The 26,990-nt window shown below is 45.5% G+C and carries 27 protein-coding genes; 8 read left to right on the forward strand and 19 right to left on the reverse strand.

Translation table 11 applies throughout. The features are described 5' to 3' along the window. Positions 1 to 12: 12 nt before the first annotated feature. From CRECT_RS11755 to glmM, 3 genes are read right to left on the reverse strand one after another with little or no spacing between them, the layout of a single operon-like run. Entirely contained in the window at positions 13 to 279 is a 267-nt protein-coding gene (locus CRECT_RS11755; protein ID WP_002944291.1) for an NINE protein, read from the reverse strand. Next, complete coding sequence (locus CRECT_RS11760) at positions 269 to 835, reverse strand: signal peptidase II (protein ID WP_002944093.1); 567 nt, start codon at positions 833 to 835, stop codon at positions 269 to 271. Before CRECT_RS11760 ends, CRECT_RS11755 begins: the two co-directional genes overlap by 11 nt. Further along, positions 828 to 2,171 carry a phosphoglucosamine mutase gene (glmM, locus tag CRECT_RS11765; RefSeq protein WP_002944129.1) on the reverse strand — a complete coding sequence of 448 codons (1,344 nt, stop codon included), beginning with the start codon at positions 2,169 to 2,171 and terminating at the stop codon, positions 828 to 830. Before glmM ends, CRECT_RS11760 begins: the two co-directional genes overlap by 8 nt. 317 nt (positions 2,172 to 2,488) lie before the next feature. Here glmM and rpsT point away from each other — a divergent pair, with 317 nt between their 5' ends. Both rpsT and prfA read left to right on the forward strand, forming a co-directional pair. Further along, on the forward strand, positions 2,489 to 2,755 hold the full coding sequence (gene rpsT, locus CRECT_RS11770) for a 30S ribosomal protein S20 (protein WP_002944288.1): 267 nt from the start codon (positions 2,489 to 2,491) through the stop codon (positions 2,753 to 2,755). 11 nt (positions 2,756 to 2,766) lie between these two features. Then, positions 2,767 to 3,834: a peptide chain release factor 1 gene (gene prfA / locus CRECT_RS11775; RefSeq protein WP_002944179.1), complete on the forward strand. Its 1,068-nt coding sequence runs from the start codon at positions 2,767 to 2,769 to the stop codon at positions 3,832 to 3,834. A 653-nt stretch (positions 3,835 to 4,487) separates the two neighbouring features. Here prfA and CRECT_RS11780 read toward each other — a convergent pair. Genes CRECT_RS11780 through CRECT_RS11790 form a run of 3 tightly spaced genes read right to left on the reverse strand, consistent with a single transcriptional unit; the run spans position 4,488 to position 8,028 of the window. Continuing rightward, on the reverse strand, positions 4,488 to 7,271 hold the full coding sequence (locus CRECT_RS11780) for a M16 family metallopeptidase (RefSeq protein ID WP_002944173.1): 2,784 nt from the start codon (positions 7,269 to 7,271) through the stop codon (positions 4,488 to 4,490). Next, positions 7,268 to 7,885 (reverse strand): hypothetical protein, encoded by a 618-nt coding sequence (locus tag CRECT_RS11785; RefSeq protein ID WP_002944187.1) that lies wholly within the window; start codon positions 7,883 to 7,885, stop codon positions 7,268 to 7,270. Before CRECT_RS11785 ends, CRECT_RS11780 begins: the two co-directional genes overlap by 4 nt. After that, positions 7,867 to 8,028 carry a hypothetical protein gene (locus tag CRECT_RS11790; protein WP_157752368.1) on the reverse strand — a complete coding sequence of 54 codons (162 nt, stop codon included), beginning with the start codon at positions 8,026 to 8,028 and terminating at the stop codon, positions 7,867 to 7,869. The genes CRECT_RS11785 and CRECT_RS11790 overlap by 19 nt, the downstream gene beginning before the upstream one ends. Before the next feature lie 604 nt (positions 8,029 to 8,632). Here CRECT_RS11790 and CRECT_RS11795 point away from each other — a divergent pair. Continuing rightward, positions 8,633 to 9,655, forward strand: a complete 1,023-nt coding sequence (locus tag CRECT_RS11795; RefSeq protein WP_002944040.1) for a putative transporter — start codon at positions 8,633 to 8,635, stop codon at positions 9,653 to 9,655. Positions 9,656 to 10,130: 475 nt separating this feature from the next. Here the strand turns inward: CRECT_RS11795 and CRECT_RS11800 are convergent, their stop codons facing one another. Both CRECT_RS11800 and CRECT_RS11805 read right to left on the reverse strand, forming a co-directional pair. Continuing rightward, the gene (locus CRECT_RS11800) at positions 10,131 to 10,385 is read right to left on the reverse strand and encodes a replication/maintenance protein RepL (protein WP_002944037.1); all 255 of its coding nucleotides are present in this window, start codon (positions 10,383 to 10,385) and stop codon (positions 10,131 to 10,133) included. A gap of 10 nt (positions 10,386 to 10,395) precedes the next feature. Further along, positions 10,396 to 11,013 (reverse strand): hypothetical protein, encoded by a 618-nt coding sequence (locus CRECT_RS11805; protein ID WP_002944184.1) that lies wholly within the window; start codon positions 11,011 to 11,013, stop codon positions 10,396 to 10,398. Between the two features lie 94 nt (positions 11,014 to 11,107). Here CRECT_RS11805 and CRECT_RS11810 point away from each other — a divergent pair, with 94 nt between their 5' ends. Further along, a complete protein-coding gene (locus CRECT_RS11810; protein ID WP_002944277.1) occupies positions 11,108 to 11,878 on the forward strand; it encodes an exodeoxyribonuclease III in 771 nt (256 codons plus the stop codon). Next, entirely contained in the window at positions 11,872 to 12,138 is a 267-nt protein-coding gene (locus CRECT_RS11815) for a YnfA family protein (RefSeq protein WP_198400768.1), read from the forward strand. Before CRECT_RS11810 ends, CRECT_RS11815 begins: the two co-directional genes overlap by 7 nt. Before the next feature lie 161 nt (positions 12,139 to 12,299). Here the strand turns inward: CRECT_RS11815 and CRECT_RS11820 are convergent, their stop codons facing one another. From CRECT_RS11820 to CRECT_RS11830, 3 genes are all read right to left on the reverse strand, one after another. Next, entirely contained in the window at positions 12,300 to 12,989 is a 690-nt protein-coding gene (locus CRECT_RS11820; protein ID WP_002944066.1) for a leucine-rich repeat domain-containing protein, read from the reverse strand. A 56-nt stretch (positions 12,990 to 13,045) separates the two neighbouring features. Beyond that, positions 13,046 to 13,219, reverse strand: a complete 174-nt coding sequence (locus tag CRECT_RS11825; protein WP_002944171.1) for a hypothetical protein — start codon at positions 13,217 to 13,219, stop codon at positions 13,046 to 13,048. A gap of 151 nt (positions 13,220 to 13,370) precedes the next feature. Next, on the reverse strand, positions 13,371 to 13,931 hold the full coding sequence (locus CRECT_RS11830; RefSeq protein WP_002944253.1) for a manganese efflux pump MntP: 561 nt from the start codon (positions 13,929 to 13,931) through the stop codon (positions 13,371 to 13,373). Positions 13,932 to 14,513: 582 nt separating this feature from the next. Here CRECT_RS11830 and CRECT_RS11835 point away from each other — a divergent pair. From CRECT_RS11835 to CRECT_RS11845, 3 genes are all read left to right on the forward strand, one after another. Continuing rightward, positions 14,514 to 15,263 carry a DUF4197 domain-containing protein gene (locus CRECT_RS11835; protein WP_002944064.1) on the forward strand — a complete coding sequence of 250 codons (750 nt, stop codon included), beginning with the start codon at positions 14,514 to 14,516 and terminating at the stop codon, positions 15,261 to 15,263. Positions 15,264 to 15,280: 17 nt separating this feature from the next. Continuing rightward, positions 15,281 to 16,168 (forward strand): DMT family transporter, encoded by an 888-nt coding sequence (locus CRECT_RS11840; RefSeq protein WP_002944072.1) that lies wholly within the window; start codon positions 15,281 to 15,283, stop codon positions 16,166 to 16,168. A 258-nt stretch (positions 16,169 to 16,426) separates the two neighbouring features. Further along, on the forward strand, positions 16,427 to 17,320 hold the full coding sequence (locus CRECT_RS11845; protein ID WP_002944046.1) for a DMT family transporter: 894 nt from the start codon (positions 16,427 to 16,429) through the stop codon (positions 17,318 to 17,320). Between the two features lie 247 nt (positions 17,321 to 17,567). On the opposite strand, the gene CRECT_RS12380 is transcribed toward CRECT_RS11845, so the two are convergent. From CRECT_RS12380 to CRECT_RS11885, 8 genes are all read right to left on the reverse strand, one after another. Further along, complete coding sequence (locus CRECT_RS12380; RefSeq protein WP_002944213.1) at positions 17,568 to 18,062, reverse strand: CPCC family cysteine-rich protein; 495 nt, start codon at positions 18,060 to 18,062, stop codon at positions 17,568 to 17,570. 32 nt (positions 18,063 to 18,094) lie between these two features. Continuing rightward, positions 18,095 to 18,589: a CPCC family cysteine-rich protein gene (locus CRECT_RS11855; protein ID WP_081451653.1), complete on the reverse strand. Its 495-nt coding sequence runs from the start codon at positions 18,587 to 18,589 to the stop codon at positions 18,095 to 18,097. Between the two features lie 12 nt (positions 18,590 to 18,601). Then, positions 18,602 to 20,023, reverse strand: coding sequence for a filamentous hemagglutinin N-terminal domain-containing protein (locus tag CRECT_RS11860; RefSeq protein WP_002944257.1), 1,422 nt, complete (start codon positions 20,021 to 20,023; stop codon positions 18,602 to 18,604). Positions 20,024 to 20,034: 11 nt separating this feature from the next. Further along, entirely contained in the window at positions 20,035 to 21,759 is a 1,725-nt protein-coding gene (locus CRECT_RS11865) for a ShlB/FhaC/HecB family hemolysin secretion/activation protein (protein WP_171992758.1), read from the reverse strand. 702 nt (positions 21,760 to 22,461) lie between these two features. Continuing rightward, on the reverse strand, positions 22,462 to 23,259 hold the full coding sequence (locus tag CRECT_RS11870; protein ID WP_002944108.1) for a metal ABC transporter permease: 798 nt from the start codon (positions 23,257 to 23,259) through the stop codon (positions 22,462 to 22,464). Positions 23,260 to 23,709: 450 nt separating this feature from the next. Further along, positions 23,710 to 24,465, reverse strand: coding sequence for a metal ABC transporter ATP-binding protein (locus CRECT_RS11875; protein ID WP_002944172.1), 756 nt, complete (start codon positions 24,463 to 24,465; stop codon positions 23,710 to 23,712). Further along, a complete protein-coding gene (locus CRECT_RS11880) occupies positions 24,462 to 26,027 on the reverse strand; it encodes a nickel/cobalt transporter (protein ID WP_002944295.1) in 1,566 nt (521 codons plus the stop codon). The genes CRECT_RS11875 and CRECT_RS11880 overlap by 4 nt, the downstream gene beginning before the upstream one ends. Beyond that, positions 26,028 to 26,963, reverse strand: a complete 936-nt coding sequence (locus CRECT_RS11885; RefSeq protein ID WP_002944041.1) for a metal ABC transporter solute-binding protein, Zn/Mn family — start codon at positions 26,961 to 26,963, stop codon at positions 26,028 to 26,030. Positions 26,964 to 26,990: the final 27 nt, after the last annotated feature.

Raw genomic sequence — 26,990 nt, forward strand, 5'->3', positions numbered from 1 at the left:
TCTTTTGCGAGCTTATTTCTCATTTCCTCCTATTGTAGATTTTATAGACCCATAGCCGTAGAGCGCAGATTGTATAGCCGCCGCGCCCGCTCTTGCTTGTAAGTTGCAAAAAGTTTGAAGCAAAAAAGTGCGAGAAAAGCACCAAGCCAGGCCGTATCCGATGAAAAACAGCGCCATCATCGCAAAACCGCTTGCGAATTTGCTCGGATAAAACCCGTGCCCGCCAAACCGGCCCGTAAGCAGCCAAAGCACGTAGGCTATATAAACGTTATCGCCCATTTTTAGGCCCTTTTCGTCCAGCGGCGAAGCTCTGCCAGAGTATGAGTACGACTCCGACGTCGATCATAACGTCTGCGAGGTTAAAGATCGCAAACTCAAACCACTTGTGCCAGTAGACGTAATCCACGACGCCGCCGTGAACGAAGCGATCGAGTAAATTTGAACTACCCGCGCCCAGGATTATACCCGCTCCTAGCGCGTGCTCCTCTAAAATTTCCTTTTTTTCGATATTTTTACCGTTGCTTGAGCTCAAATTTGAGTCCGAATTTGAGCTCGAATTCGGCTTCGTTTTCGCCGCGGCCCGCGCGTCAAATTTGCGCTTAAGCCGCCAAAGCAGATAGCCGCAAACGCCCGCAATCAGCGCTAGTTGGATAAATTTGAGCCACTGCCCAAGAAACGCAAACATCGAAAACGCCACGCCTCGGTTGTATGCAAGCACGAGCGAAAAATATTCGCCCTGCCACGAAAAACCGCCCAAAAATATCTGCTTGACCGCCTGATCGAGCGCGAAAACGACGAAAAACGCCGCGAAAAAAACGCCTAAAATTTTAGCCATTTAGCGCTTTTACGAAAAATTTTTCGACCTCGTCCATGCGGGTTTTTAGCGCGTCGGCACACTTGCCCTCAAGCAAAAGCCTGATGAAGTTTTCGGTGCCCGAGTAGCGAAATAGCGAGCGGATGCTCTCCTTTGCGAGGCTTGCTTCAAGCTCTTTTAGCCCTGCGATGCTTTCAAGTGGCTTTTTCTCGGTTATCTTTAAATTTAGCAAAATTTGCGGATACGGCTTTATCTCGCTTAAAATTTCGCTCGCTTTTTTGCCTTTTTTTAGCACCAGTGCTGCAAACTGTAGCGCCGCCACGAGCCCGTCGCCCGTCTTTGCGTAGTCGCTAAAGATGATGTGTCCGCTCTGCTCGCCGCCGAAATTCGTGCCGTTTTCTTTCATCTTTTCAAGCACGTATTTGTCGCCGACGTTTGCGCGCAGGAGCTTGATTTTGTGGGATTTTAGGTAGTCTTCGAGCGCCGCGTTGCTCATCACCGTGGCCACGACCGCGCCGCCTTTTAGAGCTTTGTTTTCTTGTAAAAATGCGGCCATAACGCCTAGCAAACTATCGCCGTTTGCTACCTCGCCGCACTCATCGACGACTACGAGCCTGTCGGCGTCGCCGTCAAGCGCAAAGCCTAAATCGGCCCGTAATCGCACGACCTCGGAGGCCAAATTTTGCGGATAGAGCGCGCCGCAGTTTAGGTTTATGTTGCTACCGTTTGGCTCGTCGTTTATGACGATGGTTTCAGCTCCCAGCTCGCTAAAGATAGTCGGAGCGACCCTGTACGCAGCGCCGTTTGCGACGTCTAAAACTACGCGCAGTCCGTGTAGGCTTAGGTTTTTAGGAAATGAGTTTTTGATCTGCACGATATAGCGGCCGATGACGTCGTCGATGCGCTTTGCGGCGCCGATTTCGAGCATCTGTTTTTGCGATCTCTCGATGAGCGCGTCGTCAAAATAAATCTTTTCTATCTGCGCCTCGGCCTCTTCGCCCAGTTTATTGCCGTCGCTGCCAAAAAATTTGATGCCGTTATCGTAGTACGGGTTGTGCGAGGCGCTGATCATGATGCCCGCGTCGCAGCGCATATCCTCGGTGAGAAACGCGATCGCAGGAGTAGGCATCGGGCCGATCTGACGGACGTTGTAGCCCACGGCCGTGAGGCCCGCGACGATGGCGGTCTCGATCATATAGCCGCTTCTGCGCGTGTCTTTGCCTAGCAAAATGGTGTTCGTGTGCGACGCAAACTGCCTAAAATATATTCCCGCAGCCATAGCAAGGCGCATGGACGTGGCAGCGGAGAGTTTTTCGCCCGCTTTGCCGCGGACGCCGTCGGTACCGAATAGCTTCATCATCTTTCCTTTTATTAGCGGTTTTGCGGCGTTGTCTCGCAAGCGCCTTTAAATGATTTTCGATTTTTCTCGCTACGGCGGACTACATGTCCGGCCTTGCTCAAAAAATTCTCAAAAACATTTAAATTCATCTCGCGATACTACCGCCTTGTTTTAAGTATAAATTTTGCCGATTTATTAAATTTCCGACCTATTCTATCAAAAAATATCCAAATTTAAGTTGTAAATTTCCTCGCTTTAAATTTTACTTAAATTAAGCGGATTTTAAAACTGATTTTTATATAATCACGGACTAAAATTATGACAAAAGGGACATTATGGCAAACCATAAATCTTCTGAAAAAAGAGCCAGACAGACTATCAAAAGGACTGAAAGAAACAGATTTTACCGCACTAGGCTTAAAAATATCACTAAAGCCGTGCGCGTAGCCGTCGAGGCGGGCGATAAAGAAGCCGCGCTAAACGCGTTTAAAGTAGCAAACAAAGACTTCCACAGCTTCGTTAGCAAGGGCTTTTTAAAAAAACAAACAGCTTCTCGCCGCGTAGGACGCCTCGCAAAACTCATAAACAAACTATCCGCTTAATCTAAATTTTAATGTTAGCCGACAAACTGCAGCCTTTTTTGGATCGCTACGACGAGCTCTCTCGTCTGCTTAGCGATCCGTCTATCACAAGCGATATCGCAAATATGACCAAGCTCTCCAAAGAGCAATCAAATTTAGAAGATATCGCCTCGGCTGCAAAGTCCTATCTGCAAACTCTCGCAGACATAGAGGAGAACAAAGCTCTACTAGATGACGCCGAGCTTGGCGAACTAGCAAAAGACGAACTCAAAAATCTCGAATCCCAAAAAGAAAATCTCGAAGAAGAGATTAAAATTTTACTCCTTCCAAAAGATCCCAACGACGATAAAAACGTATTTTTAGAGATCCGCGCGGGTACGGGCGGAGACGAAGCGGCTCTTTTTGCGGGCGATTTGTTTAACGCCTACGCGAGATACGCCGAACTTCGCGGGTATAAATTTGAGATCGTAAGCCAAAGCGAGGGCAATACGGGCGGCTTTAAAGAGATTATTTTACTGATAAAGGGCAAAGGAGCGTACTCGAGGCTCAAATTTGAGGGCGGCACTCACCGCGTTCAGCGCGTGCCCGAGACCGAGAGCCAAGGCCGCGTGCACACCTCTGCAGTCACGGTCGCTATCATGCCCGAGGTCGAAGATAGCGAGATCGAGATAAATCCAAACGACCTTCGCATTGACGTTATGCGTAGCTCAGGCCACGGCGGACAGTCGGTAAATACGACCGACTCGGCGGTGCGCATCACCCATATCCCCACAGGCATCGTCGTCACGAACCAAGACGGCAAAAGCCAGCACAAAAACAAAGAAGCCGCGATGAAGGTGCTAAAAGCGCGCCTTTACGAGATACAAGAAGAAGAGCGCGTAGCCAAAGAAACCAGCGAGCGCAAAAGCCAAGTCGGCACGGGCGACCGCTCGGGGCGTATCCGCACCTACAACTTCCCGCAAAACCGCATCAGCGACCACCGCATAAATTTGACGCTTTACCGCCTCGACGCGATAATGGCGGCGGGACTTTTCGACGAGATCATCGAGCCTCTCATCGCGCATTATCAAGCCGAAGCGATTTCGGAAACTGAAATTTAACCCGAATTTATGCAGATTACCCTATACCCCCGACACCAAAAAAGCTCGTTTTGATTGCGCAACCTTTGATCCGAAAACCGCAATCCACCCGATTCACCGACTTAAATTTGCTTAAACTACCGCTTGAAAATTTCAAAAACGAAAAAATTCGGCAAGGACAAATAGCCTCTCTCCTTAAATAAACTTATCGTCTCGACAAAACGATATACAATTTTATTTCCCACAGACCCTAATTTAGATGAGCAAAATTTGCTAAATTTTACAGAATTTCTGCTAAAACCAGATTATCTCAAAGTCCGAATTCGGTGCGGATATATTGATTTACGATGCGACGACGCTACTATTTTTAGTATACGTAGCCGTCTTGCTAAATGCAAAAACGCAAACTCATTCGCTTACTAAAATTTTAGCTCGTTATTTTATAAATTTCTATCGTAGCGACATCGTTTTTTGATCGGGATTCGTTCCTGCCGCCGCTCAGGAATACTAAAAATTTTAAGCGCAGCCAGTCGATGAAAATGCCGCATTTTTCGCGTGCGCATAAATTATGTAAGCAAATTTGAATAAATTACGCATTTGTCATAACTATACGGCTATTATCGATTTCAAAGAAAAAGTTAAGGCGATCTAAGGCGGATTTTACCGCCTTAAATTTATTTTTTCGTGTCGGTTTTAGAGCCGCTTTTCGCGGTCGATTTCGTGGTTTTAGCCGGATCGTTTATCCTTAAAAGCTCGTTTGTGCCGTCCAGATAGAGCCTTGCCGCCTCTTTTACATCATCGTTAGTTACCGCTTCGATCGCTTTTTCATACTGATCTATCGTCCAGATCGGCTGATCGTAAAGCACATTAGACAGGATATTTCGCGCCCAAAATTCAGGCTGATCATAGTTCTTTTTGATGCCGATTCGCGCCGCTTTTTTGTAGTTGGCCAGATGCACGGCCTCTAGCGCGCCCTTTTGCTTGATGTCTGCGATGATCTTTTTTATGTCCGTCACGATGCTTTGCGTGTTTTGCGGAGCGCAAGTAAATGAGATATTTGCGACCGAGTTAGCGTAAGGGTAGCGATTTAGCGAAATACCGACCAAAAAGCCGTAGGTTTCGCCCTTATCCTCGCGTATCTTCTCTCTTAGCGCCGTTGCCAGCACGTTTGATAACGCTTGAGCTTTGAGCGAATTTTCGCGCGAATACTCAACCTTTCGGCTCGTCATATTTAGTAAAACATCGCTTCGTTGCGTGGTTTGGTAGTCGCGCCTAAACTCCTGCTTGCCGCTTAACGGTCGCACGCCGTCATCTACGAAGTTTTCGCCCTTGCTTGCAGGCAGATTGGCGACGTAAATTTGAGCCAGCCTTTGCGTCTCCTCGACATCCAGATCGCCGACCAAGATAAAGGTAAATGCGCCGCCGTTAAATTTGTCCCGCACGATATCGCGCAAATTTTGCAAATTTAACGCCTCTATGTCCTCTTTTCGTATCGGTTTGGTTCGAGGGTTGTCGTTATAATAAAATTTAGTAAATTCGGTATTAAATTTATAGCTCGGTAAATTTTGCCGTTTAGCTAGAGCGTCGATTTGGCTGGTTTTTATGCGCTCTAGCACTTTTTCGTCAAACCTCGGCGAGTTAAATTCTAAATTTATAATGCCAAACAGCGCCTTTAGGTCTTCCTTGCCCGTCGAGCCGTAAAACCCTTGCGAAAGCGCGTCTATTCGCCTCTCGTAGCTTATATGCTTGCCGCTTAGTATCTTTGAGATTTGGTAGTTGGTATATTTATCCACTCCGCTTTCGTTGGCCAGCTGCACGCCAAAAGTCCCCCATCTAGGCTCTTTTAAATTCGACGTTCCGCCCTTTGCGACGGCGGCGAAAGAGATGAAATTCTCGCGCGTTTTGACCTGCTTTAAAACAAGTGCCGCGCCGTTTTCGAATTTGACGGTATAAATGCCCAATCTCTCGTCAAATTCTTTACTCACAGCCGGTTTTGGCTGCAAGCTCTCGTCTATCAAAGTTTGGGTTAAATTTTCGCTTTTCATATGTCCGTCGTAGGCCACGGCGTCTTTTTCTATCTGCTCGAATTTGTCCTTATCTAGCTTATAGTCTTTTGCGCTAAAGACGCTCACGCGTTTGTCGGGGATGGCTAAAATGCGCTTAAATTCGGCATTTACTTCATCAAGCGTTATCTCGTTTAGAAGCTTTACGCCAAGATCTCTACTATCTTTGTCGCTTAAGATTATCGCGCCCGAATTTAGCGAATCTACTATCTCGTCGGCGTAGTCGGAGGTCTTTTTGGTTTTTGAGCGTTTAAATTTTATCTCGATGGATTTTATAAAATTTTTCTTCGCATCCTCAAAGTCGCTCGCGCTAAAGCCGTATTTTTCCACGCCCTTTATCACGCCTAACATATCTTTTAGCGCACCGTCAAAATCGCCGTTTATCGCCTTTATCTCAAAGCTATACATAGTTTGTTTATTTTGCAAGCCAGGCCTTGAAAAACCGACGTTTAGTACCGAGTTTTGCTCGGTTCGCTTTTGCTGATAGAGCATCGAGAGCATGCTTGAGATGTATGAATTTACTAAAATTCGGCGCGCGCCGGCTTCGTCGATTCGTGCCGAATAGTCATCAAAAAAACTCAGTCTAATGAGATTTATGCCAACCTCGCTCGCATCGTAGTTAAAGATGTTTAAGCCATTTTTAAAACGGATGGTTTTATCCGGATGAACGTAGTCGTTCGTGTTTTTGGCCTCGCTTAAATTTTGCTTTATAAGCGTTTGTATTTGCGTGGCGTTAAAGTCGCCTACGGCTACGAATTTCATAAATCTAGGCTGATAGAGCTTATGATAAAAGGCCTTTATCTTCGCCGCATCAACGCTGCGAACGACGTTCATATCGCCGATAGGCGCACGGTCCAGATAGATGCTGCCGGCAAAAAGATCCTTAGACTGCTGCTGATACAATCGGTAGCTAGGCGTATTTCGCGAGCGCTCCTCCTCGATGATGACGCCGCGCTCCTTTTCAAGCTCATTCGGATCAAATTCTATCCCGTCCATCCAGTTGTTAAACACTTTAAAGGCGTTCTTTAAATTTTCATCGTTTATAGTTATATTTAGTTGATAAGCCGTCAGATCGTAACTCGTATACGCGTTTAGATCCGCTCCAAAAGATACGCCCAGCTTTTCAAGTTGTTTAATCAGCTCATTTTTGCTAAAGTCGCGGCTGCCGTTAAACGCCATATGCTCCACAAAGTGCGCAAGTCCGCTCTCGTCTTGCGCTTCATCGGTCGAGCCGCTATCTATTATCAGCTCAAAATGAGCCGAGTCTTTAGGCAGCCGGTTCTCTTTGATATAGTATTTTAGCCCGTTTTCAAGCTCGCCGGAGACGATGCTCGGGTCTTGTTTTAACGCAAAAAGGCTGATACAGCTCAGCGCGAAAAGTAAAAATTTTCTCATCTTTTTCCTTTGTCGTAAAATAGTGCGGCGATAAAGCCGTAAATACCAAAAATCGCGATACAAGCGGCTTTGGCAACCGATTTTCGTTTATGAAATTTAAGCCGGCAAACAAAAAACGCAAGCGCCGGCGAAAATACGCTCTTTGCGCTAAATTCGCTAAATTTAAGGCTGCGATAACGGCTCTTATGAGCTATTTTCGTTTCAAACGGTAAAACGCAGCCTTTTAAACAGCAAAGACTCGAAAGCAAAATCATACGCAAATCTAAAGCGGTCTCAAACGGATCGTAGCCAACGCTTGGCAAAGGGATAAATTTATAGTCGTCATAGCTTACCAGCCCAAACTCGCTTTTTGCGACGACGAGCGCATAGGATTCGCATTTAGCGGCGTGCGTCTCGCCCGATACTCTAACCCGAGCCCGCTCTTCGCTTTTGCCCTTGCCGGATCGCAACGCACCGCAAGGCGATACGGCTTGGTTGTTTGATACGCTTTGACTCGGATGCGAAGTAGCGGGAGCGCGCCTCGCTACCGACTGCAGGGCTAGCTCCCGAGTAGTTTGCGTAGGGTTTTGGTTATTTATGCTCGGCAAAATTTGATTTAAGCTAATCGTTCGCATTTTAAGAGCTTCGTCTTTTTCGGCAAGCGAGATTTCGTATCGGCTAAAACATACGCCGGATATGTCGCGCCCGAATGCAGAGCAAACGAGATACCAAAAGATAGCGATACCGCGTTGCCGATTTTATTTTTGATGTGCATCATTTTCCCTCTTATTTTTGCGGGATCGATTTATAAAACCGCAAAAAGAGCTTATTGTAGCATTTTACGGCTTTAAAGTATGAATATCCGCAAAATTTTAGTCTAAAACATTAAATTTCGATAAATTTTACCGCTTTAGGCCGGCCTTCTAGGCAAAACCGGCGACTCGCTCCATAAAAAGCGTTGTTAAGATCAAGCTTTGGGTAGCGGCCTATTCTTTGCCTAGCATATTATCGATGCCAAGACTTATAAACGCAGCCATATTTTGACGATTTATACCGATGATCCATTATCGTATCTTGGTTAAAGCGCTTGCCCAGCTCTAAATTTTCGTAGTTGTCGTATGCCGCCTATGGACTAAATTATCACACTCATCAAGCCGGTCGTACCGACGCCATAACCTCGGCGTTTCGGCGGTTTTGCTGCGTATGTATAAATAAATTAGCATCGCCGATGATCATCAAAAGATTAGAATTTTAAAATAAAATTTTAATAAAATTATGATTTTTTAAAGCTCGGCGTTTTCTAATAATATTAAGTATAATTTTATCTAAATTTAATTGCGCATTAGATATCATCCTACTTAATTTTTTGATAAGGATTTACATTGTTTTCATCGTTTTTTTTAAACAGAAAGTGGGTATTGTGGGCTTATTTGGGACTTGTCTTTTTGATATCCTCGACATATATCCAAGTCGAATTTATCGTAAAGATAAATCAGTGGACAAAAGGCTTTTATGATATTTTTCAAAATATCAAAGATCATACGATAGATGATTTTTGGGGTAAAATTTTCCAGTTCGCAAGCTATGCTTTCCCGTATATTTTTATCGCTACACTAACCAACTACTTTACTAGAATTTGGGTTTTTAAATGGCGCGAGGCGATGACTTTTGAATACATAAAATACTGGCAAAACGTAAAAACCGACGTAGAAGGCAGCTCGCAACGTATGCAAGAGGATGTTTATCGCTTCGCCCGCGTTCTTGAAAGCCTCGGCGCACAGATAGTAGATTCCATAATGACGCTAATCGCCTTTATACCGATACTTTGGGGACTAAGCAAACAGGTAAAAGTGCCATATATGGAAAATGTCGAAGGCTCGCTCATCTGGATAGCCATCGTAGTTAGCGTGGGCGGATTAGCCATATCGTGGCTCGTTGGTATAATGCTTCCGGGGCTTGAATACAACAATCAAAAAGTCGAAGCCGCCTTTCGTAAAGAGCTGGTTTATGCGGAAGACGACAAGCAAAACTACGGAAAGCCGGAGACTCTCGGCGGCCTTTTTAAAGACCTCAAATACAACTACAACCGCTTATTTTTACACTACGGATATTTCGACCTTTGGAGATACTCATTTGGCCAAAGTATGATGCTCGTGCCGCTTATCGCAATGGGGCCGAGCGTGCTAAGCGGAGCTATAACTTTTGGCGTGATGATGCAGGCAAATAACGCATTTCGCCAAGTGCGCGGCAGCTTAAATATCTTTATGAGCAACTGGACGGTTATCACCGAGCTTCGCTCGATTTATAAGCGTCTTAGCGAATTTGAGATCAACATACAGTATCGCGGCAAAAGAGCCAAAGAGCTACCCGAAGACATCGCCGATATCAAAGATAGCGTGCTTTAAATTTCACTATGGCGAACATTTGCATAAATTCGGCAAATTTCGCCATCTCTACCGCCCCGCTTTTTCGGTCGAATTTAGCAAAGCCAGGCTCCTCCTTTTTCTCCTTTAACGGCCTTGCTTCGCTAGTTTAAGCATATTGCACGCGCATTTAAAGCTCGGTTTGCAGGCCCTTAAGGCGCTCGCCCGAGAGCTCGAAGCTTGCGAGGCGACGTAGCCTTTTAGAAAAACGCCGACTCCGCGCTCCCCGCGGCACAGGCGTCTTTGTAGATCGTAAAAGTCTTCGCGCCGTCCTTGTAGCCCGTTAGCCCTTTGGCGTAAAACTCCGCGGCAAAGTAGCATGCCGGCGCGCGCCGCCCGAGTAGCTTTTTGGTGCGGCGAGCGTTTTGTAGCTCGCGGCGTCGCCTTTATTGATACTCAGCCTCGTCTATCGCGGCGTTTGCGAGCGCGGCCGCTGCGGCGAGTATCCAAAATTTCCTCATTTTTTCTCTAGTTCTTTTAAATTTTTAAATCTATAAATCCCGTTTTTCACCCGCTCGAAAATTTTGCGGCTCTCAAGCAGTTTTATCGTTTCTATCGCGGTGGGCTTGCTGGCGTCCGTCCGCTCGCAAATATCCGAAATCTTAACGCTTATGAAGCCGTTTTCGTCCGCATTTTGGGCTAAAAATAAAATGATCTCCATCTTTTTCTCGCCCAAAATTTGACCGAAAATCTCCCTCTCTAACTCCGTCATCGCGCTAAATTTACTTGTATTCTATCAGTTTAAAGTATTTTTTCGCGACGGGATCGAGCGAGAAAATAGCGTAATCCCCGGACTTTTCTATATCCGCGCTCTGGGGGAATTTACCCTCGTCTATATAAAACGCCCCCTCCAGCCGCACTTCGCCGCCGGCGCATTTAGCCGTTTCGTCCCAGAGGTATTCCCATTTGTATTTTTCGCCCTCTTGCGAGTTAAGCGCTTGCAAAAGCAAAAAATTCTCGCGGCCGTCCTTTGCCTTGTAGACCATCGTTAGGTCGCCCGATTTTACGCCTGCGTTCGTACCGCCGTCAAAGTCGTTAGAGTCGTAGTTTTGGCCGCTGTATTCGATGCGAGCGCCGCCTGCTAGTTCGTAGGTTTCGGATATGTAGTTTCCGTATTGCCCGTCTTCGCGATTCGGCGCTTCTTTCGCGAGCGCTTCTAAACTGTTTTTATTTGCGCAGTAGCCCAAATTTAGCTTCACGATCTCGTCCTTGTTTGCCTTTAAAAACGCTCCCAGCTCCGTAATCGACTTTACGTCCGAGAGGAAAATATTCGCGCTTTTTATCTCTTTGGCGCCCAAAAACACTGCAAGCGCAAGCGATAAAACGATGATTTTTTTCATTTTTTACTCCTTAAAATGATCCTAATTTTACTAAATTTTAGCTTATTTTACGGCTCTTGCGATACAATACGCCAAATTTAACAAAGGATCAAATTTGAAACTAATCAGCTGGAACGTAAACGGACTGCGCGCGGTCGCCGCTAAAGACGGCTTTGCTTGGCTAGAGGAGCAAAAGCCCGATTTTTTGGGCCTTCAGGAGATCAAGGTGCGCGAGAGCGACGTGCCTTCGGAGATTTATAAACTCGGATTTAACGAAATCAGCGTAAATTCAGCCACTCGCGCTGGGTATTCTGGCGTGATGAGCCTGGCAAAATTTGCCTCCGTGACGCAAAAGGCGGCGTTTTTCGACGACGACGAGGGGCGAGTTTTGGAGCATCGATTCGGCAACGTCGCGCTTTTTAACATCTACTTTCCAAACGGCCAAAAAGACGAGGCGCGTCTAGCCTACAAGATGGACTTTTACGCTAAATTTTTAGCCTACGCCCAGGAGCTCGTAAAGCAGGGCAAAGACGTGATATTTTGCGGCGACGTAAACACCGCGCACCGCGAAATCGACCTCAAAAACCCAAAAGCAAACGCCAAAACCTCGGGCTTTTTGCCCATCGAGCGCGCGTGGCTGGACGAGGTCGTCTCGCACGGTTTTATCGACACCTTTCGGCACGTGCGCGGCGACGCGGTGGACGCGTATTCGTGGTGGAGTTACCGCTTTAACGCTCGCGCCAAAAACGTCGGCTGGAGGATCGATTATTTTTTCATTTCGGCAAGCCTCAAAGACCGCTTAAAAGACGCGTTTATCCTGAGCGATATCACGGGCTCTGATCACTGCCCCGTCGGCATCGAGATCGATTTGGACAGGCTTTGCTAAAAGAAATCTCGCTTTATTTCGCGTCGGCGTTTTTTGAGATTTTGGGCCGCTTTAGCTTTTGGGCGTATTTTAGGCTGGGCAAAAGCGCGCTGTTTTTGGGGCTCGGCGGTGCGTCGCTCGCGGCGTTTGCTTATATTTTGACGCGGGTAAATTTAGACTTCGTCGGACGCGCCTACGCCGTCTACGGCGGTATCTACATCGTCTCGTCGCTACTTTGGCTGCATTTTGTAGAAAAGCAAGCCTTTACAAATGGGACTTAATCGGCGGCGCAATTTGCCTGCTTGGCGCTTGCGCCTTGCTTTACGGCGGCAGGGGTTAAATTTAACCAACGGCTTAATTAAATCTAGGCGACGGCTGGCTCGCAACCTTATAAATTCGCTGCGTTCACATCCGAATCTGCGTAAATTCGGTCGCGCCTGCGCTATGTATCCTTAAATTTAGCCCTTAGCAGCGCGCTAAGCTCGCTCCAGGTATGCGAATAATGCCCCCTGCTTTCAAAGCCGCAGCCGCTGATTTTGCTCTCCAGTATGGGCGTTAGATCGCCGTCTGCTACGTATTTAAAATAAAATTCGCGCAAATTCGGAAAATTGGCTAAAAATTTCAAATTTTCCACGTTAAAGCGCGCGTCCAAACGCTCTAGCAACCCCAGCCGCACGCCCTGCATCGCCGCGCTATTAAGCAGCCTGCAGCGCTCAAAGCTCAGCTGTTTCAGCTTTTTTAGGCCGTTTAGCTCGCTTATATTAGTAAGCCTAGGCGCGGAAAATACGCTCAGATGCTCCAGTTCGCCGCAGCCCTTTATGCCTTCTAGGCTCGTAACCTTCGAGAAATTAAGCTCCAACCGCTCAAGCTTTGGCGTATCGCGAAAAATACCTAGATTTTCGTGCGAGAGTTTTGAAATTTTAGCGCAGCGCAAGGCGGGCGGCAGGCGGTTAAATTTCATCCTTTTGTTTTGTGCCGCTTCAAGCGCTTCTAAATTTTTAAAACGCGAGAAATCAAGCTCGAACTCGGCGTTTTCAAAAAGGCGCAAAGCCCGCATCGCAGTGTCGTAAAGCGCCTCCGCGCCCTTTACTTCGCCGATTTTAAAATTTTCCCAGATCTCTAAAACCTCCATTTCGGGAAAGCTTTCAAACGCGCTAAAATCAAGCGAAAAAGGCGTGCCCCCGTTGCCTACAATCGAAACGGCGCGGATGTCGTGTTTTTGGCGAAGGCTATGCCCTTAGCAAGCCTACTAGGCGGATAGATCTCGACTCTAGCGTCTTTGCCGTTTGAGGGCATAGGAGTATACGGATAGCGTACGCCGTAAGGCGAACCGGTGTCTATGATTTTAAATTTTTCGTTCATAAAAACTCCTTGAACTTATCTTTCATCCGCCGACTGCGCTTAAATTTACGCCGGCTTAGCGCCCAATTTTAACAAATCGATCAAGAAAATTTTAGCAAATTTACGCTTACGGCAAAAGCTAAACTAGTCCGCTAAACCCCAAATTTAGCCTTTAACTCAAAAACCCGTGATCTAAAAGGTGCGTGATTAAAATTTTAAATCCAAGTGCAATGAGGATCGCGCCGCCTAAAATCAGCGCCTTTTGCTCCAAAAACTCTCCCGCGAATTTACCGACGTAAAACGCCGCGACGCTAAGCGCGAAGCAAACTATCCCGATCACGGCGGCGCTAAACCGGATGTCAGCGGCTGTAAAACTCAGCGTCACGCCGACGGCTAGCGTGTCGATGCTGGCGGCAAACCCGCCCCAAAGCAGCGTCTTCGTATCAAGGCTCACGGCCTGCGCGGGCTCGTTTCTACAGGCTTCGCGGATCATTTTTACGCCCAAAAAACCCAAAATCGCAAATGCGATGAAATGATCGATCTGCGCGATAAATCTCGCAAACGCAGCACCCCAAAAGTAGCCCGCAAGCGGCATCGCCGCCTGAAAAAACCCAAAAACTGACGCGATAAATAAAATCTTTGATAGCACGAGATTACGGTATTTTGCGCCGTTTGCGATACTAAGCGCGGCCGCGTCCATAGCAAGCGCGACAGAGAGAAGTAAGAGCTCCATTTCGTCCTTTCAAAAAGGCTAATTTTAGCTTAAAATTTACTTCTTGCGGCCAATCTTGCTCAAATTTGCAGCTAAATTTGACGCCCCAAATCGCCCGCGTTTTGATAGGCGCAGTCGCTTAAATTTACGCGCAAAATAACTTACCGATTTTGCTCGACTTTTTGCGCGCGCGATGAAGTCCGCTAAATTTACGCTAAAATCGCTCAAGCCCAAGCGCGTAAAATTTAAAATGCTAGCCGAATTTGCCGCTCAAATAAATAGCGCGTGAAGCTACGCGCTATGAGTTGGTTTTGCACCTTAGACGCCCTGCCTGCTCGGACAGGTAGGGGCGTTAAATTTAACGGCTCTCTCGGGTAAAATTTAAGGTGCGAAAATCAGGTTTTGCGGAACCGAATTTAATAAATCTAATAAATCGTCGCTCAAAAGCCGCAAAATTATCGCCGGCGGATAAAATCGGCGACAAATTTAGCCTACCGCGCCGTAAAGATGCGGGTAAATTCGCCCTAAAAAGGACAAAATTTACCCGTTTAAAAGCCGAGTTTTAATATCATAACCGCCGAATTTTACTTTAAGGAAAAATCGATGAAGAAAAGTTTGATCTTATGCGCGGTTTTGCTCACAGCTTGGGCGCAGGCGGCAGGCTGGCAAGAGGCTCTAAATCAAGGCGCGCAGATACTGGGCGCGGCAAACTCGGGCGACTACAAAAGCGCGGTTAGCACGGCTCTAAACGCGGCCGTTAAGGAGCTGTCAAACGGGGGATTTCTAAACAACGCCACGGCTAAAATCCCGCTGCCAAAGAGCCTGGAAACGGCTGCAAATTTGGCTAAAAAAGTAGGCGGCGAAAAGTGGGCGAACGAGCTCGTAACCTCGATAAATAACGCCGCGAGCGCAGCCGTGCCGGGAGCTGCGGACGTATTTTCGGGCGTGATAAAAAACATGAGCGACGCGGACGTGAAAAAGGTGCTAGAAGGCGGCAAGGATAGCTTTACGAAGTTTTTGCAACAAAACTCGAGCCAGAAGCTGCAAGCCGTGTTTAAGCCGATCATTACCAAGATGATGAGCGACAATACCTTCGCAACCGCCTATAACGGGCTAAATTCGTTCGTCGCGGGTAGCGCGCTGGCAAAATCCGACGCCGCAAAACAGCTAAAAGGCATCGCTACTAGCATGGGCGCGGGCGAATACATCCCGCAAGAAAACGAGGATCTAAACGACTACATCACGCGCAAGACGCTAGACGGGCTCTTTAACGTGATGAGTGAGAAAGAAAGCTCGCTAAGAGGCGGCGCGGTCGAGCAGGGCACGAAGATCCTGCAGGGAATTTTTAAGTAAAATCATAAGGGAGAATAGTGAAAAATAGTTTGGAATTTCGCGCCGACGTAGGCATGATATTTGTTGCGATAGTCTTTGGTCTGGGCTATCTGCCTACCTCGCTCGCGCTCGCGACTAACGGAGTTTTCGGCGTTTTGTTTTGGAGATTTTTGCTAGCGGCGATCATAGCCGGGGCGATATTTTATAAAAAGCTAAAAGACGTAAGCGCGCCTGATATAAAATCGGGCGTGATCTTGGGTCTGTTTTTGTTCGCGGGATTCGTGAGCCAGACTTTTGCGTTTAAGTACGCCGACACCTCGTCCGTAGCCTTTATCATCGGGCTAAACGTGGCTTTGGTGCCTTTTATCGCGGGGGGGCTTTTTAGGCATAAAATTTACTCCTACGCGTATGTGGGCGTGGCGTTTGCGGTGGCGGGACTTTATATGATAGGCGATACGAAGGTGGGCTTTGGGCTGGGCGAAATTTTGGCTCTGGTTTGCGCCTGCGCATACTCCTTTCACATCGTGCTAACAAACCGCCTAGTGCAAAAATGCGACCTCGTAAATATGGTCTATTTTGAAATTTTAACCCTGATCGCGCTTTGTTTTGCGGCCATTTTGGTTTTTGAGGACGCTAAAATCGCGCCCGTCGTGGACAAGGCATTTATCATAGCGATGCTAGTCGTGGGCGTGCTGGGCACGGCGTTTGCGTTTTTCGCGCAGGCGTTGATGCAAAAATTTACCACGCCGGTTAAAACGGCGATATTTTTCACGCTAGAGCCCGTAACCGCAGGAGCGATGGGGTATTTCATCGGCGCCGAGGACATCAGCGCATATAGGCTTTGCGGCGCGGCGCTTATCTTAGTTGGAGTTTTGATTAGCGAGATAGGCAGCTACCTGCGCGCCAAAAAGGAAAATTTAGCTTAAAATTTGGCGGGTTTTGCTTGCCGTTTCGTCCGCGACAAAACCTCGCCGCAAAATCAAATTTATAAATTCGCCTCTAAATTTACTCTCGCGGCGATTTTGACGCAAATCTTTTAAAATCGCCTCTTAAATTTAGCTTTAAATTTATCGTCGTTTTCGCCCGCCGCTAAGACGGCGGCGACTTTTAAATTTGACGCGATAAAGCCCGAATTTAGTCAAATTGCGTTAAATTTGCCCCTTAAATTTAGCTAAAGAAATCAGATGAAAAAATCAACCGAATTTAAGGCCGACTTCGCGCTGTTCGTGATCGCGGTGGTCTGGGGCGTGACGTTTTTGCCGATGGCGCAGACGCTAAAGACCAACAGCGTTTTTACGCTTTTGTTTTGGAGGTTTTTGATCTCGGCCGTTTTGATGGCTCTCATAAGCCTCAAATTTACGCGAAAAATCGACCGCAATTCGTTAAGATTCGGCGCATTTTTAGGCGCGCTTTTGTTTGCGGCCTTTACGCTTCAGACCTTTGCTCTAAAATACGCCCTAAGCTCCACCGTCGCCTTTATCACGGGACTAAATGCCGTCTTTACGCCCTTTATCGCGCTTGCGTTTTTCGGACAAAAGGTCGTCGTTTACGCCTTTATCGGCGCGTTTTTGTCGGCGGCGGGGCTTTATTTGCTAACGGGCAGCGAGCTGGGTTTTGGCGTCGGCGAGGGGCTTAGCGTCGTTTGCGCGCTAGGCTTTGCGCTACATATAATTTTCACGGGCGTTTTGGTGCGCAGGTGCGAGCTGTACTGGATGGTGAGCGCGCAGTTTGCGGCCGTGGCGGCGCTTTGTTTCGTTGCCGCGCAGATTTTCGAGCCTCGAGGCGTCGTGCCCGTTTTGGATGAGGCGTTTTTCATCGCGGTCGCGGTAACGTCGGTGTTTGCGACGGTTTTGGCGTTTTTCGTGCAAACCGCGGCACAGCGCTACACGACGCCCGTTAAAACCTCGCTCATCTTTACCTTTGAGCCCGTGAGTGCGGGAATCGTGGGGTATTTCGTCGGCGGCGAGATACTAAGCGGTGTGCAGATAGCAGGAGCCGGGCTCATACTCTTTGGCATCGTCGTTAGCGAGGTGGGCAGCTACTATAAAAATAAAAAATCTCGAAACGAGCGGAACTAACGGCCGTTTTCGCGGTCAATCTAACCTCTAAAATTCTTAAACCGGCTATGTATTTGCTTTTTAACTTCGCTGGCTACCGTCGACTAAAAGCCTTAGACCTCCCGTTGCCCTACAAGAACATAGGTTTCATCGTAACTTACCGATGCTTGAGCTTAAATCCGCTTACTATAATACTATCACTATCGCTCCCAAGAAGTGAGGATATGAACTCCACATCCTCACGGCATAATTATAATAGGACAAATTTTTAAAACAACTCATCATCCATAGGTTCTCTGGCATTTATAGAGCCTAACTTACTTGAAGCTTTATACTCTTTATAATTTTTCTTAGCCTCATTTAAAGATACTACATTGGGCTCTATTATTTTATCAGGGTTGTTTATAGCCTCAGTATTGTATTGCCAAAAACAAACGGGACAAACATCTTGTATTAAATTCTTATCCTCTTTATCTACTATGGTTAGATATCCGCAGCAAGGACATTTTATCCTTTTATCCGCAAATTCCTCTTTAGTAGGAGGACGAACAAAATGCAAAAATCTTTCTTCCATCGCTCCCATCTTTTTATAGTTTTCTTTAGCTTGATTTAAGGATACCGAATTCGGTCCTATTGATATATTTGGGCGAGAATTTGAGGTGCTGTCAAATTGCCAAAAACAAACTTTGCAAATATCTATGCAAAATCCGTCATTCGCATTTATTTCCATAGTTAAGTATCCGCAGCAAGGACATCTGATCATATTATACTCCTTTCACTTTGGTGCAACAGCCGTCATCCTATCTCATCATCCATAGGCTCTCTGGCATTTATAGAGCCTAACTTACTTGAAGCTTTATACTCTTTATAGTTTTTCTTAGCCTCATTTAAAGATACCACATTGGGCTCTATTATTTTATCAGGGTTGTTTATAGCCTCAGTATTGTATTGCCAAAAACAAACGGGACAAACATCTTGTATTAAATTCTTATCCTCTTTATCTACTATGGTTAGATATCCGCAGCAAGGACATTTTATCCGTTTATCCGCAAATTCCTCTTTAGTAGGAGGACGAACGCAATCCAAGAGTCTTTCTTCTATCGCTCCCATCTTTTTATAGTTTTCTTTAGCTTGATTTAAGGATACCGAATTTGGCCCCCTCGATCTATCGGGATCACTATTTGAAATATTATCAAATTGCCAAAAACAAACAGGACATATATCTATGCAAAATCCGTCATTCGCATTTATTTCCATAGTTAAGTATCCGCAGCAAGGACATCTGATCATCTTATACCCCTTTCATTGTGGTGCATATTTTTTTATTTCACCCAACCAATAATCCAGCTTGTCATCCGGTATATAATATGTAGAGATACCTCCATACTGATTTATTATACCAAATTCATTAGTAGCAGTATCAAACTGAAAATATGTTCCTTCTTGCGTTGTAAAAGATTGCATCGTCGGAGTGGGAGGTTTGCTGAAAAAATATCTAGCAGCCTCTAAATATTCTTCTTGGGTAGCAAAGCCAAAATTCTTGTTATGATCCTTAAAATGTTTTGGCAGACTTGCTTTTCTTAGAAAATCCATACTAATATCTCTATCTCCACCAAATTCTTTAAATCCAACACCGATATTATTGCCCATACCAGGTCGGCTTGAACCGCCGCTTTCAACGACTCCCGGTCGATTTCCGGTCCAACCGCCCGAACCGCCGCCTTTACTTCCACCGCCTTTGCCGCCACCGCCGCCACCGCCACCGAGGACACCTGTGTGACAACATTTGCATTCGCTTCTATTTTCATTGGAAAATACTTCAAAATCAGGTTGTTTATAACCTAAAATATTATCCGAATGATTATTTAAATTCGAAGTATCGGCAGTAATAATTCTTTTTTTTGCTTGAATGGAAAATTTATCGGCGTGAATAAATCGTTTATTGTTGGATCCAACTCCATCTTCATTACCGATTAAAACTATAGCCCCTTTAAACATTCCTCCTATATATGAGCTATCGATGGTTACCAGAGGCTCGTTTTTTTCTCGTATATGTCCCTTTTTGTCCGCTACTCCGGCATTTAGCTTTATATGCTTAGCCCAAACATCGGCGTTAATCTTAATTACATTTGCAATTATTTTGGTATAGTCGCTTTGCATATCGTTAAAGCCTGCGCCGACTATATTTACGCTCTTGCTCTGCTTGGTTAGTTCAAGAGCATTAATATTCTTGCCGTCAAATATAGGGTTGGCCGTTGTTATTGTGGTAGATCTGGCATTTATAATATTTAATCCATCGATTGTTATACCGCTTGGATTAGCCATTATCAGATCCGCCCTTTTGCCGGCTATCTCAAGATTTCCATTTAAAAAACTAGGTCTATTAGAATTAATTTTATTAACAATTAAATCGGCAGACCCATTAATAAGATTTCTATTTCCTCTAATCAGTTCTCCGTTTGATGTTCTAGATTTTTTACTTGAATTATTTAGAACTACGCCATCTTTAGGAATATCAAACCTAAGATATTCGTTAAAGGATATTCCATTCTCATTTGGAGCAGAAATATTAACTATCGTATTGCCTTTATGAGAATGAGTGATTTTCGGCCGATGATTTATAGGCGCATTTCTATCCGGAATAACTTCATCGTATCCAAAAGAACCTGATATAAAAAATACTAAAAGCAAACAAAAAATTTTGCTGAACGAATAATGCCTCATTTATTATCCTTTTAAAATTTGTAGTTTAGATTAAAATTAAAAGAAACTTTATCAGTATGAAAATTATCGGGTTTATATAATGGAAATCCCGTAAAAACATCATACGATAAATCACAATGCGGTTTAAAACCTCCCCTGAGCCCTATGCCATATCCTGCGATAGTTTTATTCGTGATATATTTTGCGTCACCTCCCGATACTTTTCCTATATCTAGCGCTAAATAAACATTATGATCTAAAAAATATTGATAAGTTAGATTATTTCTTAAATAATATCCCTTTTCTCCGCCCAAATTTGACTTGCCGTCAAATCCTCTTACACTATATTTTCCACCGATTAAAAGATAATCTCTTATTATCAAAGGGGTCTTATTCCATCTTGCATACAAGTTGACATCGTAAGTTATGGGGAGTTTGCTTATTTTTGTTTCCATTCCGGCATTTAAAGAAAAGATTTTCATTCTGCTAGTGCCTTGATTAAAATCTTCTTCAGGTGCTTTTAATGAACCTAGCATCCCGGTTCCTCTCTTATAAGACAAATCAAATTTAAAAGCTGCATTGTTTAAAATAAAGTAAGATTTTAAGCCAAAAATATAGCCCGCCATTCTCCTTCTTTGATTATCTAGTTCGTATTTTTCTATAAAATTTTTACTATTTCTTTGCCATAACTTAAAATATAGGCTATTTTTAGATATTTGATTTCTAAAATAAGTATAATTCAAAGCAAAATTTCTGCTGGTATTTTTCCCGCTATACATATAAGTTCTAATACTTCCTGCCAACGGCTGATTATAGGTGTATCTATTTTCTGTGTATTCTAATAAAAAATATCCAAAAGGTATAGTCAAGCTATAATAGCCATTGTATGTTTTTCCTCTTTTAAAATCTTGATCATATAAAGAGCTTGTTTTATCTGCTTGTGATATATTTTTGGCTTGCGAGATAAAAAGAGATTCATTAAAACCAAAAATATTGGAAAATCCGATAGAGGCATCACCTTGATATTTTCCGGTTTCATTGCTACCTGAATTATCAATTGAAATTTGAAAAGTTACAGACGGCAGTTCTTTTTTATCGATATAAATGTCTGTAAAATTCTCCTTTGTTGCAGGCTTAAGGTATATTTTCGGGGTGTATAAAGAAACGCCATTGATATTTTCTAGCGCCTGTTCTATGTCTCTTAAATTTAATATTTCTTGATTTTTATTTTTTCCAAAAGCACCAAAAAGAGAAAGTTTATTTTTTAGATTATTTGTATTATTTATTGATATTTTATTGATTTTGCCTAAATTTAGATTTAGTTTCATAGTATTATTTTCAGGATCAATGTTTGAAAATTTGACATTAGTTGTGATGTAGCCTTGCTTAATAATTTTATTGTTGAGCAAATTTAAAATAATACTTATACTTTTTTCGCCAATACATTTGCCTTTTGAAAAATCTGCAAGACTTAAAGTATCAAGCAAATATGCTTCAAATTCATCTATCTTAGGCTCTAGCGTAATATCATTAATTATTACGCAGGGAGATTCATTTTCTATTATCTTATCGGCGATATGCTCGGATTCGTAAGATTGCAAATTTAAACTAGAATCTTTGCGTTTTTTCTCGATAGACTTTAAGCGCTCTTGCTCTAACCGCTGCTCTTTTTGATGAATTCGCTCAATCTTTTGAAGTGCATTTGACAAAAGCGTTGTTGGTACAATAATTATAAAAAATAATATAAATATTCTCACTATCTATTACCCCTATATATAATGAAATTATATATCAATATCAATAATAAGTCAAGACTACTAATTAATAATTAATAAAATATATAGTTCAATTAAACTTAATCGGATTTTTTAGCTGCGACTTACATTGCCGCTTACAAGGACTCTTATCATTATTGCCGAGGTAAGCGCAGGCAATGCGCCGTTTTTAAATTCTAGCGCGGACAGCGAATACGAGGTGCGCATTAGCGGTGATTTTGCGGACGTATCGGACGCCTGCTCACTGTTTATGAAGGCGCCTTAGAGCGAGATTTTATCGGCGCGGTCCAGGGCGTCATAGACGGCGAGCTAGAACCGACTAATGCATCGCCGCAGGATATTAGCGGTTAATCCCCCCCCCTTTTTTTACTCTCTTTTGCGGCAACTACAAGCTCAAATTTAAAAAAAGAGGGGGATCGTATCGGTAACGCTCGAGTTTTTACTCGGCAAACGCGGCAAAAACGAAATCTCGCAGCCGGTTAGGATTTGATAATCTTTGCGCAGAATAAGGCTACGACGATTCGGCGCTTGATTTTGGGGCGCAGATTTGACTTCCGTGACAAACTCGGCTTAAATTCGACACTAAATTCGGTCCACTCGCAAATTAAACAAAATCCAAGCGCTCAAATTTAAACAAATTTACGCCGCAAGGTAGCGAATCAAATTTGACCCAAAACGCCGAATCTACCGCCTTTTTACAGCCGTAAATATAAAAAAACAAACCGAAGCGATGAGGATGATGCTTGCGCCGCTGGTTAAATTCGCCTCAAAGCTCAGCCACAGCCCGCTCACGCAAAATGCGGCCGAGATGAGCGCGGCATTTAGCATCATCGTGCCCAGACGGCTTGATATCGCACCCGCGATATAGGGCGGGATCGTGAGCAGCGCGATAACCAGTATGAGCCCGACCGCGCGTATCGTCATCACGACGCTTAGCGCCATCATGCATGTTAGCGCGTAGTATAGTAGCGTCGTCTTCACCCCGCGCAGCCTCGCAAACTCCGCGTCAAAGCTAAGCGCCTCAAACTGCCTGTAAAATAGCGCGACGGATGCGAGTATGACGCAATTTGCGACCGCCATAAAAACAAGATCGCCCTGCGGCACGGCTAAAATCGAGCCAAAAAGATAGCTCATGAGATCGACGTTGTAGCCGGGCGCTAGGTCGGTTAGGATGATGCCAAACGCCATACCAAACGCCCACAGCGCGCCGATAACCGAGTCCATCTTGCTTTTATCTTTGAGCGTGATGGTGGCGATGAGTAGCGCCAAAAACAGCGAAAACAGACTCGCGCCAAGCAGCGGTTCGAGCGAAAAATAAAACGCGATGCCAAGCCCGCCGTATGCGCCGTGAGCGATGCCACCCGCGATGAAAACCATGCGGTTTATGACCGTGAGCGTGCCGATCACGCCGCAAGCTATGCTAACGAGGATGCCCGCCAGCAGGGCGTTTTGCATAAAATTTAAGCTAAGAGCTTCTAGCATTTGTTTCCTTTTTTACTTTTTTCGGCGTTTTTGGTGTTGCTTGCCGAGACCTGCGCCTTTAAGGTGCTAAATTTGGTTGGGTTAAATTTAAGATTCTCTAAAAATTTTTAGTTTTTCTTTTTCTTGGGAGGCGGAAGGGGTTTCTACTTACGAAGCGTCGCCCCTTCCGCCCCCAAACCCCCACCTACCCCACTGCACGTGAGATGTTGCTGCACTTCGTGCAGGTTAAATTTGGTGCTGTTGCGCCACATGTTTTAAAATTTTACGTTTTCATGATGCGGGTCTCGGCAAGTCAAATTTGCAAATTTAAACATAAAAAGTTAAGGCGCAGTATTTTTTCTTTAGACGAGGCGGAAATGAGCCGAGCGAGGGCGCATACATATAGTATGTAACCGAGCTTCGGCGAAATTTCTAACGAAGTATAAAGGAAAAAGACAAGCCGCAAATCGCCTAACGATGTCCGCAGCCACATTCTTTCAACGCCACCTCCACATCGCAAAAATGCCTATGATCTCTCGCCAAATGCTCGATAAAATCCTGCTTCGAGCCGTGCGAGATCTCGTGCATGAAAAGATCGTGATTGACGTAGGCGACCTTGGTGGCGAAATTTAGCGTCAAATTTACGTCGTGGCTGATGAGCACGACGCCCGTGCCTTCAGCGTTGATCTGCTTTAGCAGTTTATAAACGCCCGCCTGGCCTTTCGTGTCGATACTGGCGGTCGGTTCGTCTAGCATCAAAATTTTAGCCTTTGCGCAAAGCGCGCGCGCGATATAGACGCGTTGGCGCTGTCCGCCGCTTAGCTCGCCGATCTTGCGCCGCGTAAATTCACCCATCCCGACGCGCTCGAGCGCCGCCTCGGCCTCTATCTTGTCGTCCTTGCCGTAAAATCCAAACAGCTTTTTATCTATCCGCCCCATCAAAACGACCTCGAGCACGCGCATCGGGAAGCTCTGATTTATCGGGATATTTTGCGGGACGTAGCCCACGGCCTTGCTCACGCTAGCGGGCTCCTGGCCAAACACCTCGATCGTCCCGCCGCTTGGCTTGTTTAGGCCTAACATCAGCTTTAAAAGCGTGCTTTTGCCGCCGCCGTTGGGGCCTATGATCGCTAGAAAATCCTTACAGTCGTATTCTAAATTTATGCTTTCAAACACGAGGTTTTCATCGTAGCCAAAGCTTAAATTTCGCACCGAAATGTCGCTCATAAAACGCTCACCTTACCCGAAATATAAAACATAAAAACACCAAGCCCGAGCATAACCAAGAGCGCAGCAAACTCGCAGCAAGTCCGCAGCGCACGAAATCTCACCGCGCCCTTTAGTTTAAAGCCGCAAACGGCTGCTAGAAATATCACTGCACCCATGCCAAGTCCCATAAACACGCCGCTAGCAAGCCCGGCCGCATAGCTGTTTAGGCTAAAAGCCAGCACGAAAACCAGCAACGTACCCGGACACGGCACTAGCGATCCTGCTAGCACCACGAGCCACTCGCTGGCGGTTTTTGGAGCTTCGTTAGAGGCCTTACAGGCTGCGCAGCCGCACTCGTTCTCGTGAGCGACGGGACCAAATTTGACGAAATTCGCGCTCAAATTTGACGCTGAGGCTAAATTTGAACCAAAAACTTTACTCGCCCCATTTGCGCCATTTTTGCCTGAAACGGACACGGCAGCAAAGCTAAATTTAGGCTTTAGAGCCATTTTTTTGAGCTTAGCATAGATCATATAAAGACTCACGCAAACGATCGTTACGGCTGATATTTTCGTCATCGCGCCCGCGATATCGCTAACCTTGTTCGTCAAAAACGCGTTTAAAAAAACGTAGCTAAAAAGCACGAGCAAAAATGCTCCCGCCACGTGCGCGAACCCGACTTTCATCGCAAAAACCAGCGCGCGCGAGTAGCTGCCGCCGTTTGCGACGAAGTAGCTGGCCGTCAGCATCTTAGCATGCCCGGGACCTGCTGCGTGCAAAAAGCCGTAAAAGAAGCTAACCGCGGCCAGCAAGGCGAAATTTAGCGCGTTTAGCTCGGCGCTGTTTATCTTAATGAGCTCTTTTAGGCGCTCCAAAAACTGTAGGCTCATTCCTGAAACCGAGTCAAATTTAGCCTTATCCGCCGCGTCGATTTGCTCTAAATTTTGCTTATTTTGCGCCTTAATAAACGAGCTAAGCTCGGGCTTTTGCGGGACGGGTTTCGGAGCTCTAGCGCTCATCTGGAAAAATACCGTGTATAAATTTACGTTTGGCATAACGTAAATGCCGTTATCTAAGGCAAAGTGCTCATCCGAACTTATTTTAAATTTAAAAAAACCCTCATGGTCAAATATCTCAAAAACGATGACGCGGTCATCCTTAGCCTCTAAATTTAGCTCTAAAATGTACTCGAAATTTAGCCTGCCCTCATCCAAATACACCCGTTGAGAAAGCGTTTTAGCGTGAAGGATTTTAGTCTCGTCCATACCGTCGTAAAAGCTCACGTTTGTGAGATAACCGCGCGGCACGACGTAGTCGAGGATGGATTTTTGCACCTTCCACGCCTCGTTTTTGCTAAGCGCTTTGTCGGCGTTTTCGTCGTAGCTTTGTAGCGTCAGCTCGGTGAAATTTTCAGAAAACGTCCAGGTTATGACGGCTGCTTTGATCATCTCGCCTTGAACGTCAAATTTGACCGTCGCATGCGCGGTCGGGGTGTAAAGAGAGCAGAGCGCACAGGCGTGCGCGAAACTGAAAAAGGACGCAAAAAGCGCGAAAACGGCGAATATGCGTCCAAATTTCATTTACAGACTCTTTGAAAGAATTTGCGCCGTTTTGCGTAGCTCGGCGTCCCAATCAAGCGGCAGTTGATCGATCTCTACGACGCTAGCGCCGCTTTCTTTGGCGATGGTTTGCGCGGCTTTTTTAGAAAACTGCGGAGCGACGAAAATGACCTTCACGCCGTGCTCTTTGGCTTCCTCGATGAGCTCTTTTAGCTGGGCCGGTTTTGGCTCCTTGCCCTCTACTTCGATCGCGATTTGCTCTAGATCGTAGCGCTTGGCAAAGTAGCCCCAAGACGGGTGATATACGATAAATTCGCGGTTTTTGACGTTTGCTAGAGTATTTTTGATAAATCCGTCAAGCTCATCAAGCTTAGCTTCAAATTTAGCCAAATTTGTCTCGAAAAGCGCCTTGTTCTCGGGATATTTTTCGCTTAGCGCGGCGGCGATATTTTTAGCTTGAACCTTTACGGAAACAGGATCCAGCCAGATGTGCGGGTCAAATTCGCCGTGGTGATGCTCGTGATCGTGGTGATCGCGACTGGCGTGCTCGTGTTTATGCTCGTGGTGAGCGTCGTGATCTGCGTGTTCGTGTTTGGCGTCATGATGATCGTGATCTGCGTGTTCGTGGTGGCCTTCAAATTTGATCTTTTCTACGCCCGCGTCGGTTTTTACGATTTTGAGATTTGGATAAGATTTTTGAAATTTCGGCAGCCAAGCCTCCTCAAACTCGATCCCGATAGCAAAATAAAGGTCGCTTTTTTCAAGCGCGGTCATTTGTTTCGGCTTTGGTTCGTACGTGTGCGGATCGGCTCCTTTGCCCACCATCACGTTTACCTCGACCGCGTCGCCCGCGATTTGCTTGACGAAATACTCCTGCGGTAAAATACTGACGCTAACTTGCCCTTTGGCGTATAGCGCGACTAAGCCCAAACATAAAAACGCGAAAATTTTTCTCATTTTTATCCTTTCCGTGTTAAAATTTGG

The organism is Campylobacter rectus (genome assembly GCF_004803795.1).
GTDB lineage: Bacteria > Campylobacterota > Campylobacteria > Campylobacterales > Campylobacteraceae > Campylobacter_A > Campylobacter_A rectus.

Bases quoted from the DNA above. Each gene is read 5' to 3' on its own strand.
- CRECT_RS11860 (WP_002944257.1), bottom strand. From the start codon at position 20,023: ATGAGGCATTATTCGTTCAGCAAAATTTTTTGTTTGCTTTTAGTATTT.
- CRECT_RS11800 (WP_002944037.1), bottom strand. From the start codon at position 10,385: ATGACGGAGTTAGAGAGGGAGATTTTCGGTCAAATTTTGGGCGAGAAA.
- CRECT_RS12380 (WP_002944213.1), bottom strand. From the start codon at position 18,062: ATGATCAGATGTCCTTGCTGCGGATACTTAACTATGGAAATAAATGCG.
- CRECT_RS11780 (WP_002944173.1), bottom strand. From the start codon at position 7,271: ATGAGAAAATTTTTACTTTTCGCGCTGAGCTGTATCAGCCTTTTTGCG.
- CRECT_RS11820 (WP_002944066.1), bottom strand. From the start codon at position 12,989: ATGGAGGTTTTAGAGATCTGGGAAAATTTTAAAATCGGCGAAGTAAAG.
- CRECT_RS11790 (WP_157752368.1), bottom strand. From the start codon at position 8,028: ATGATGCACATCAAAAATAAAATCGGCAACGCGGTATCGCTATCTTTT.
- CRECT_RS11875 (WP_002944172.1), bottom strand. From the start codon at position 24,465: ATGAGCGACATTTCGGTGCGAAATTTAAGCTTTGGCTACGATGAAAAC.
- CRECT_RS11785 (WP_002944187.1), bottom strand. From the start codon at position 7,885: ATGCGAACGATTAGCTTAAATCAAATTTTGCCGAGCATAAATAACCAA.
- CRECT_RS11845 (WP_002944046.1), top strand. From the start codon at position 16,427: ATGAAAAAATCAACCGAATTTAAGGCCGACTTCGCGCTGTTCGTGATC.
- CRECT_RS11805 (WP_002944184.1), bottom strand. From the start codon at position 11,013: ATGAAAAAAATCATCGTTTTATCGCTTGCGCTTGCAGTGTTTTTGGGC.
- CRECT_RS11885 (WP_002944041.1), bottom strand. From the start codon at position 26,963: ATGAGAAAAATTTTCGCGTTTTTATGTTTGGGCTTAGTCGCGCTATAC.
- glmM (WP_002944129.1), bottom strand. From the start codon at position 2,171: ATGAAGCTATTCGGTACCGACGGCGTCCGCGGCAAAGCGGGCGAAAAA.
- CRECT_RS11755 (WP_002944291.1), bottom strand. From the start codon at position 279: ATGGGCGATAACGTTTATATAGCCTACGTGCTTTGGCTGCTTACGGGC.
- CRECT_RS11760 (WP_002944093.1), bottom strand. From the start codon at position 835: ATGGCTAAAATTTTAGGCGTTTTTTTCGCGGCGTTTTTCGTCGTTTTC.
- CRECT_RS11835 (WP_002944064.1), top strand. From the start codon at position 14,514: ATGAAGAAAAGTTTGATCTTATGCGCGGTTTTGCTCACAGCTTGGGCG.
- CRECT_RS11830 (WP_002944253.1), bottom strand. From the start codon at position 13,931: ATGGAGCTCTTACTTCTCTCTGTCGCGCTTGCTATGGACGCGGCCGCG.
- CRECT_RS11825 (WP_002944171.1), bottom strand. From the start codon at position 13,219: ATGAACGAAAAATTTAAAATCATAGACACCGGTTCGCCTTACGGCGTA.
- rpsT (WP_002944288.1), top strand. From the start codon at position 2,489: ATGGCAAACCATAAATCTTCTGAAAAAAGAGCCAGACAGACTATCAAA.
- CRECT_RS11855 (WP_081451653.1), bottom strand. From the start codon at position 18,589: ATGATCAGATGTCCTTGCTGCGGATACTTAACTATGGAAATAAATGCG.
- CRECT_RS11880 (WP_002944295.1), bottom strand. From the start codon at position 26,027: ATGAAATTTGGACGCATATTCGCCGTTTTCGCGCTTTTTGCGTCCTTT.
- CRECT_RS11870 (WP_002944108.1), bottom strand. From the start codon at position 23,259: ATGCTAGAAGCTCTTAGCTTAAATTTTATGCAAAACGCCCTGCTGGCG.
- prfA (WP_002944179.1), top strand. From the start codon at position 2,767: ATGTTAGCCGACAAACTGCAGCCTTTTTTGGATCGCTACGACGAGCTC.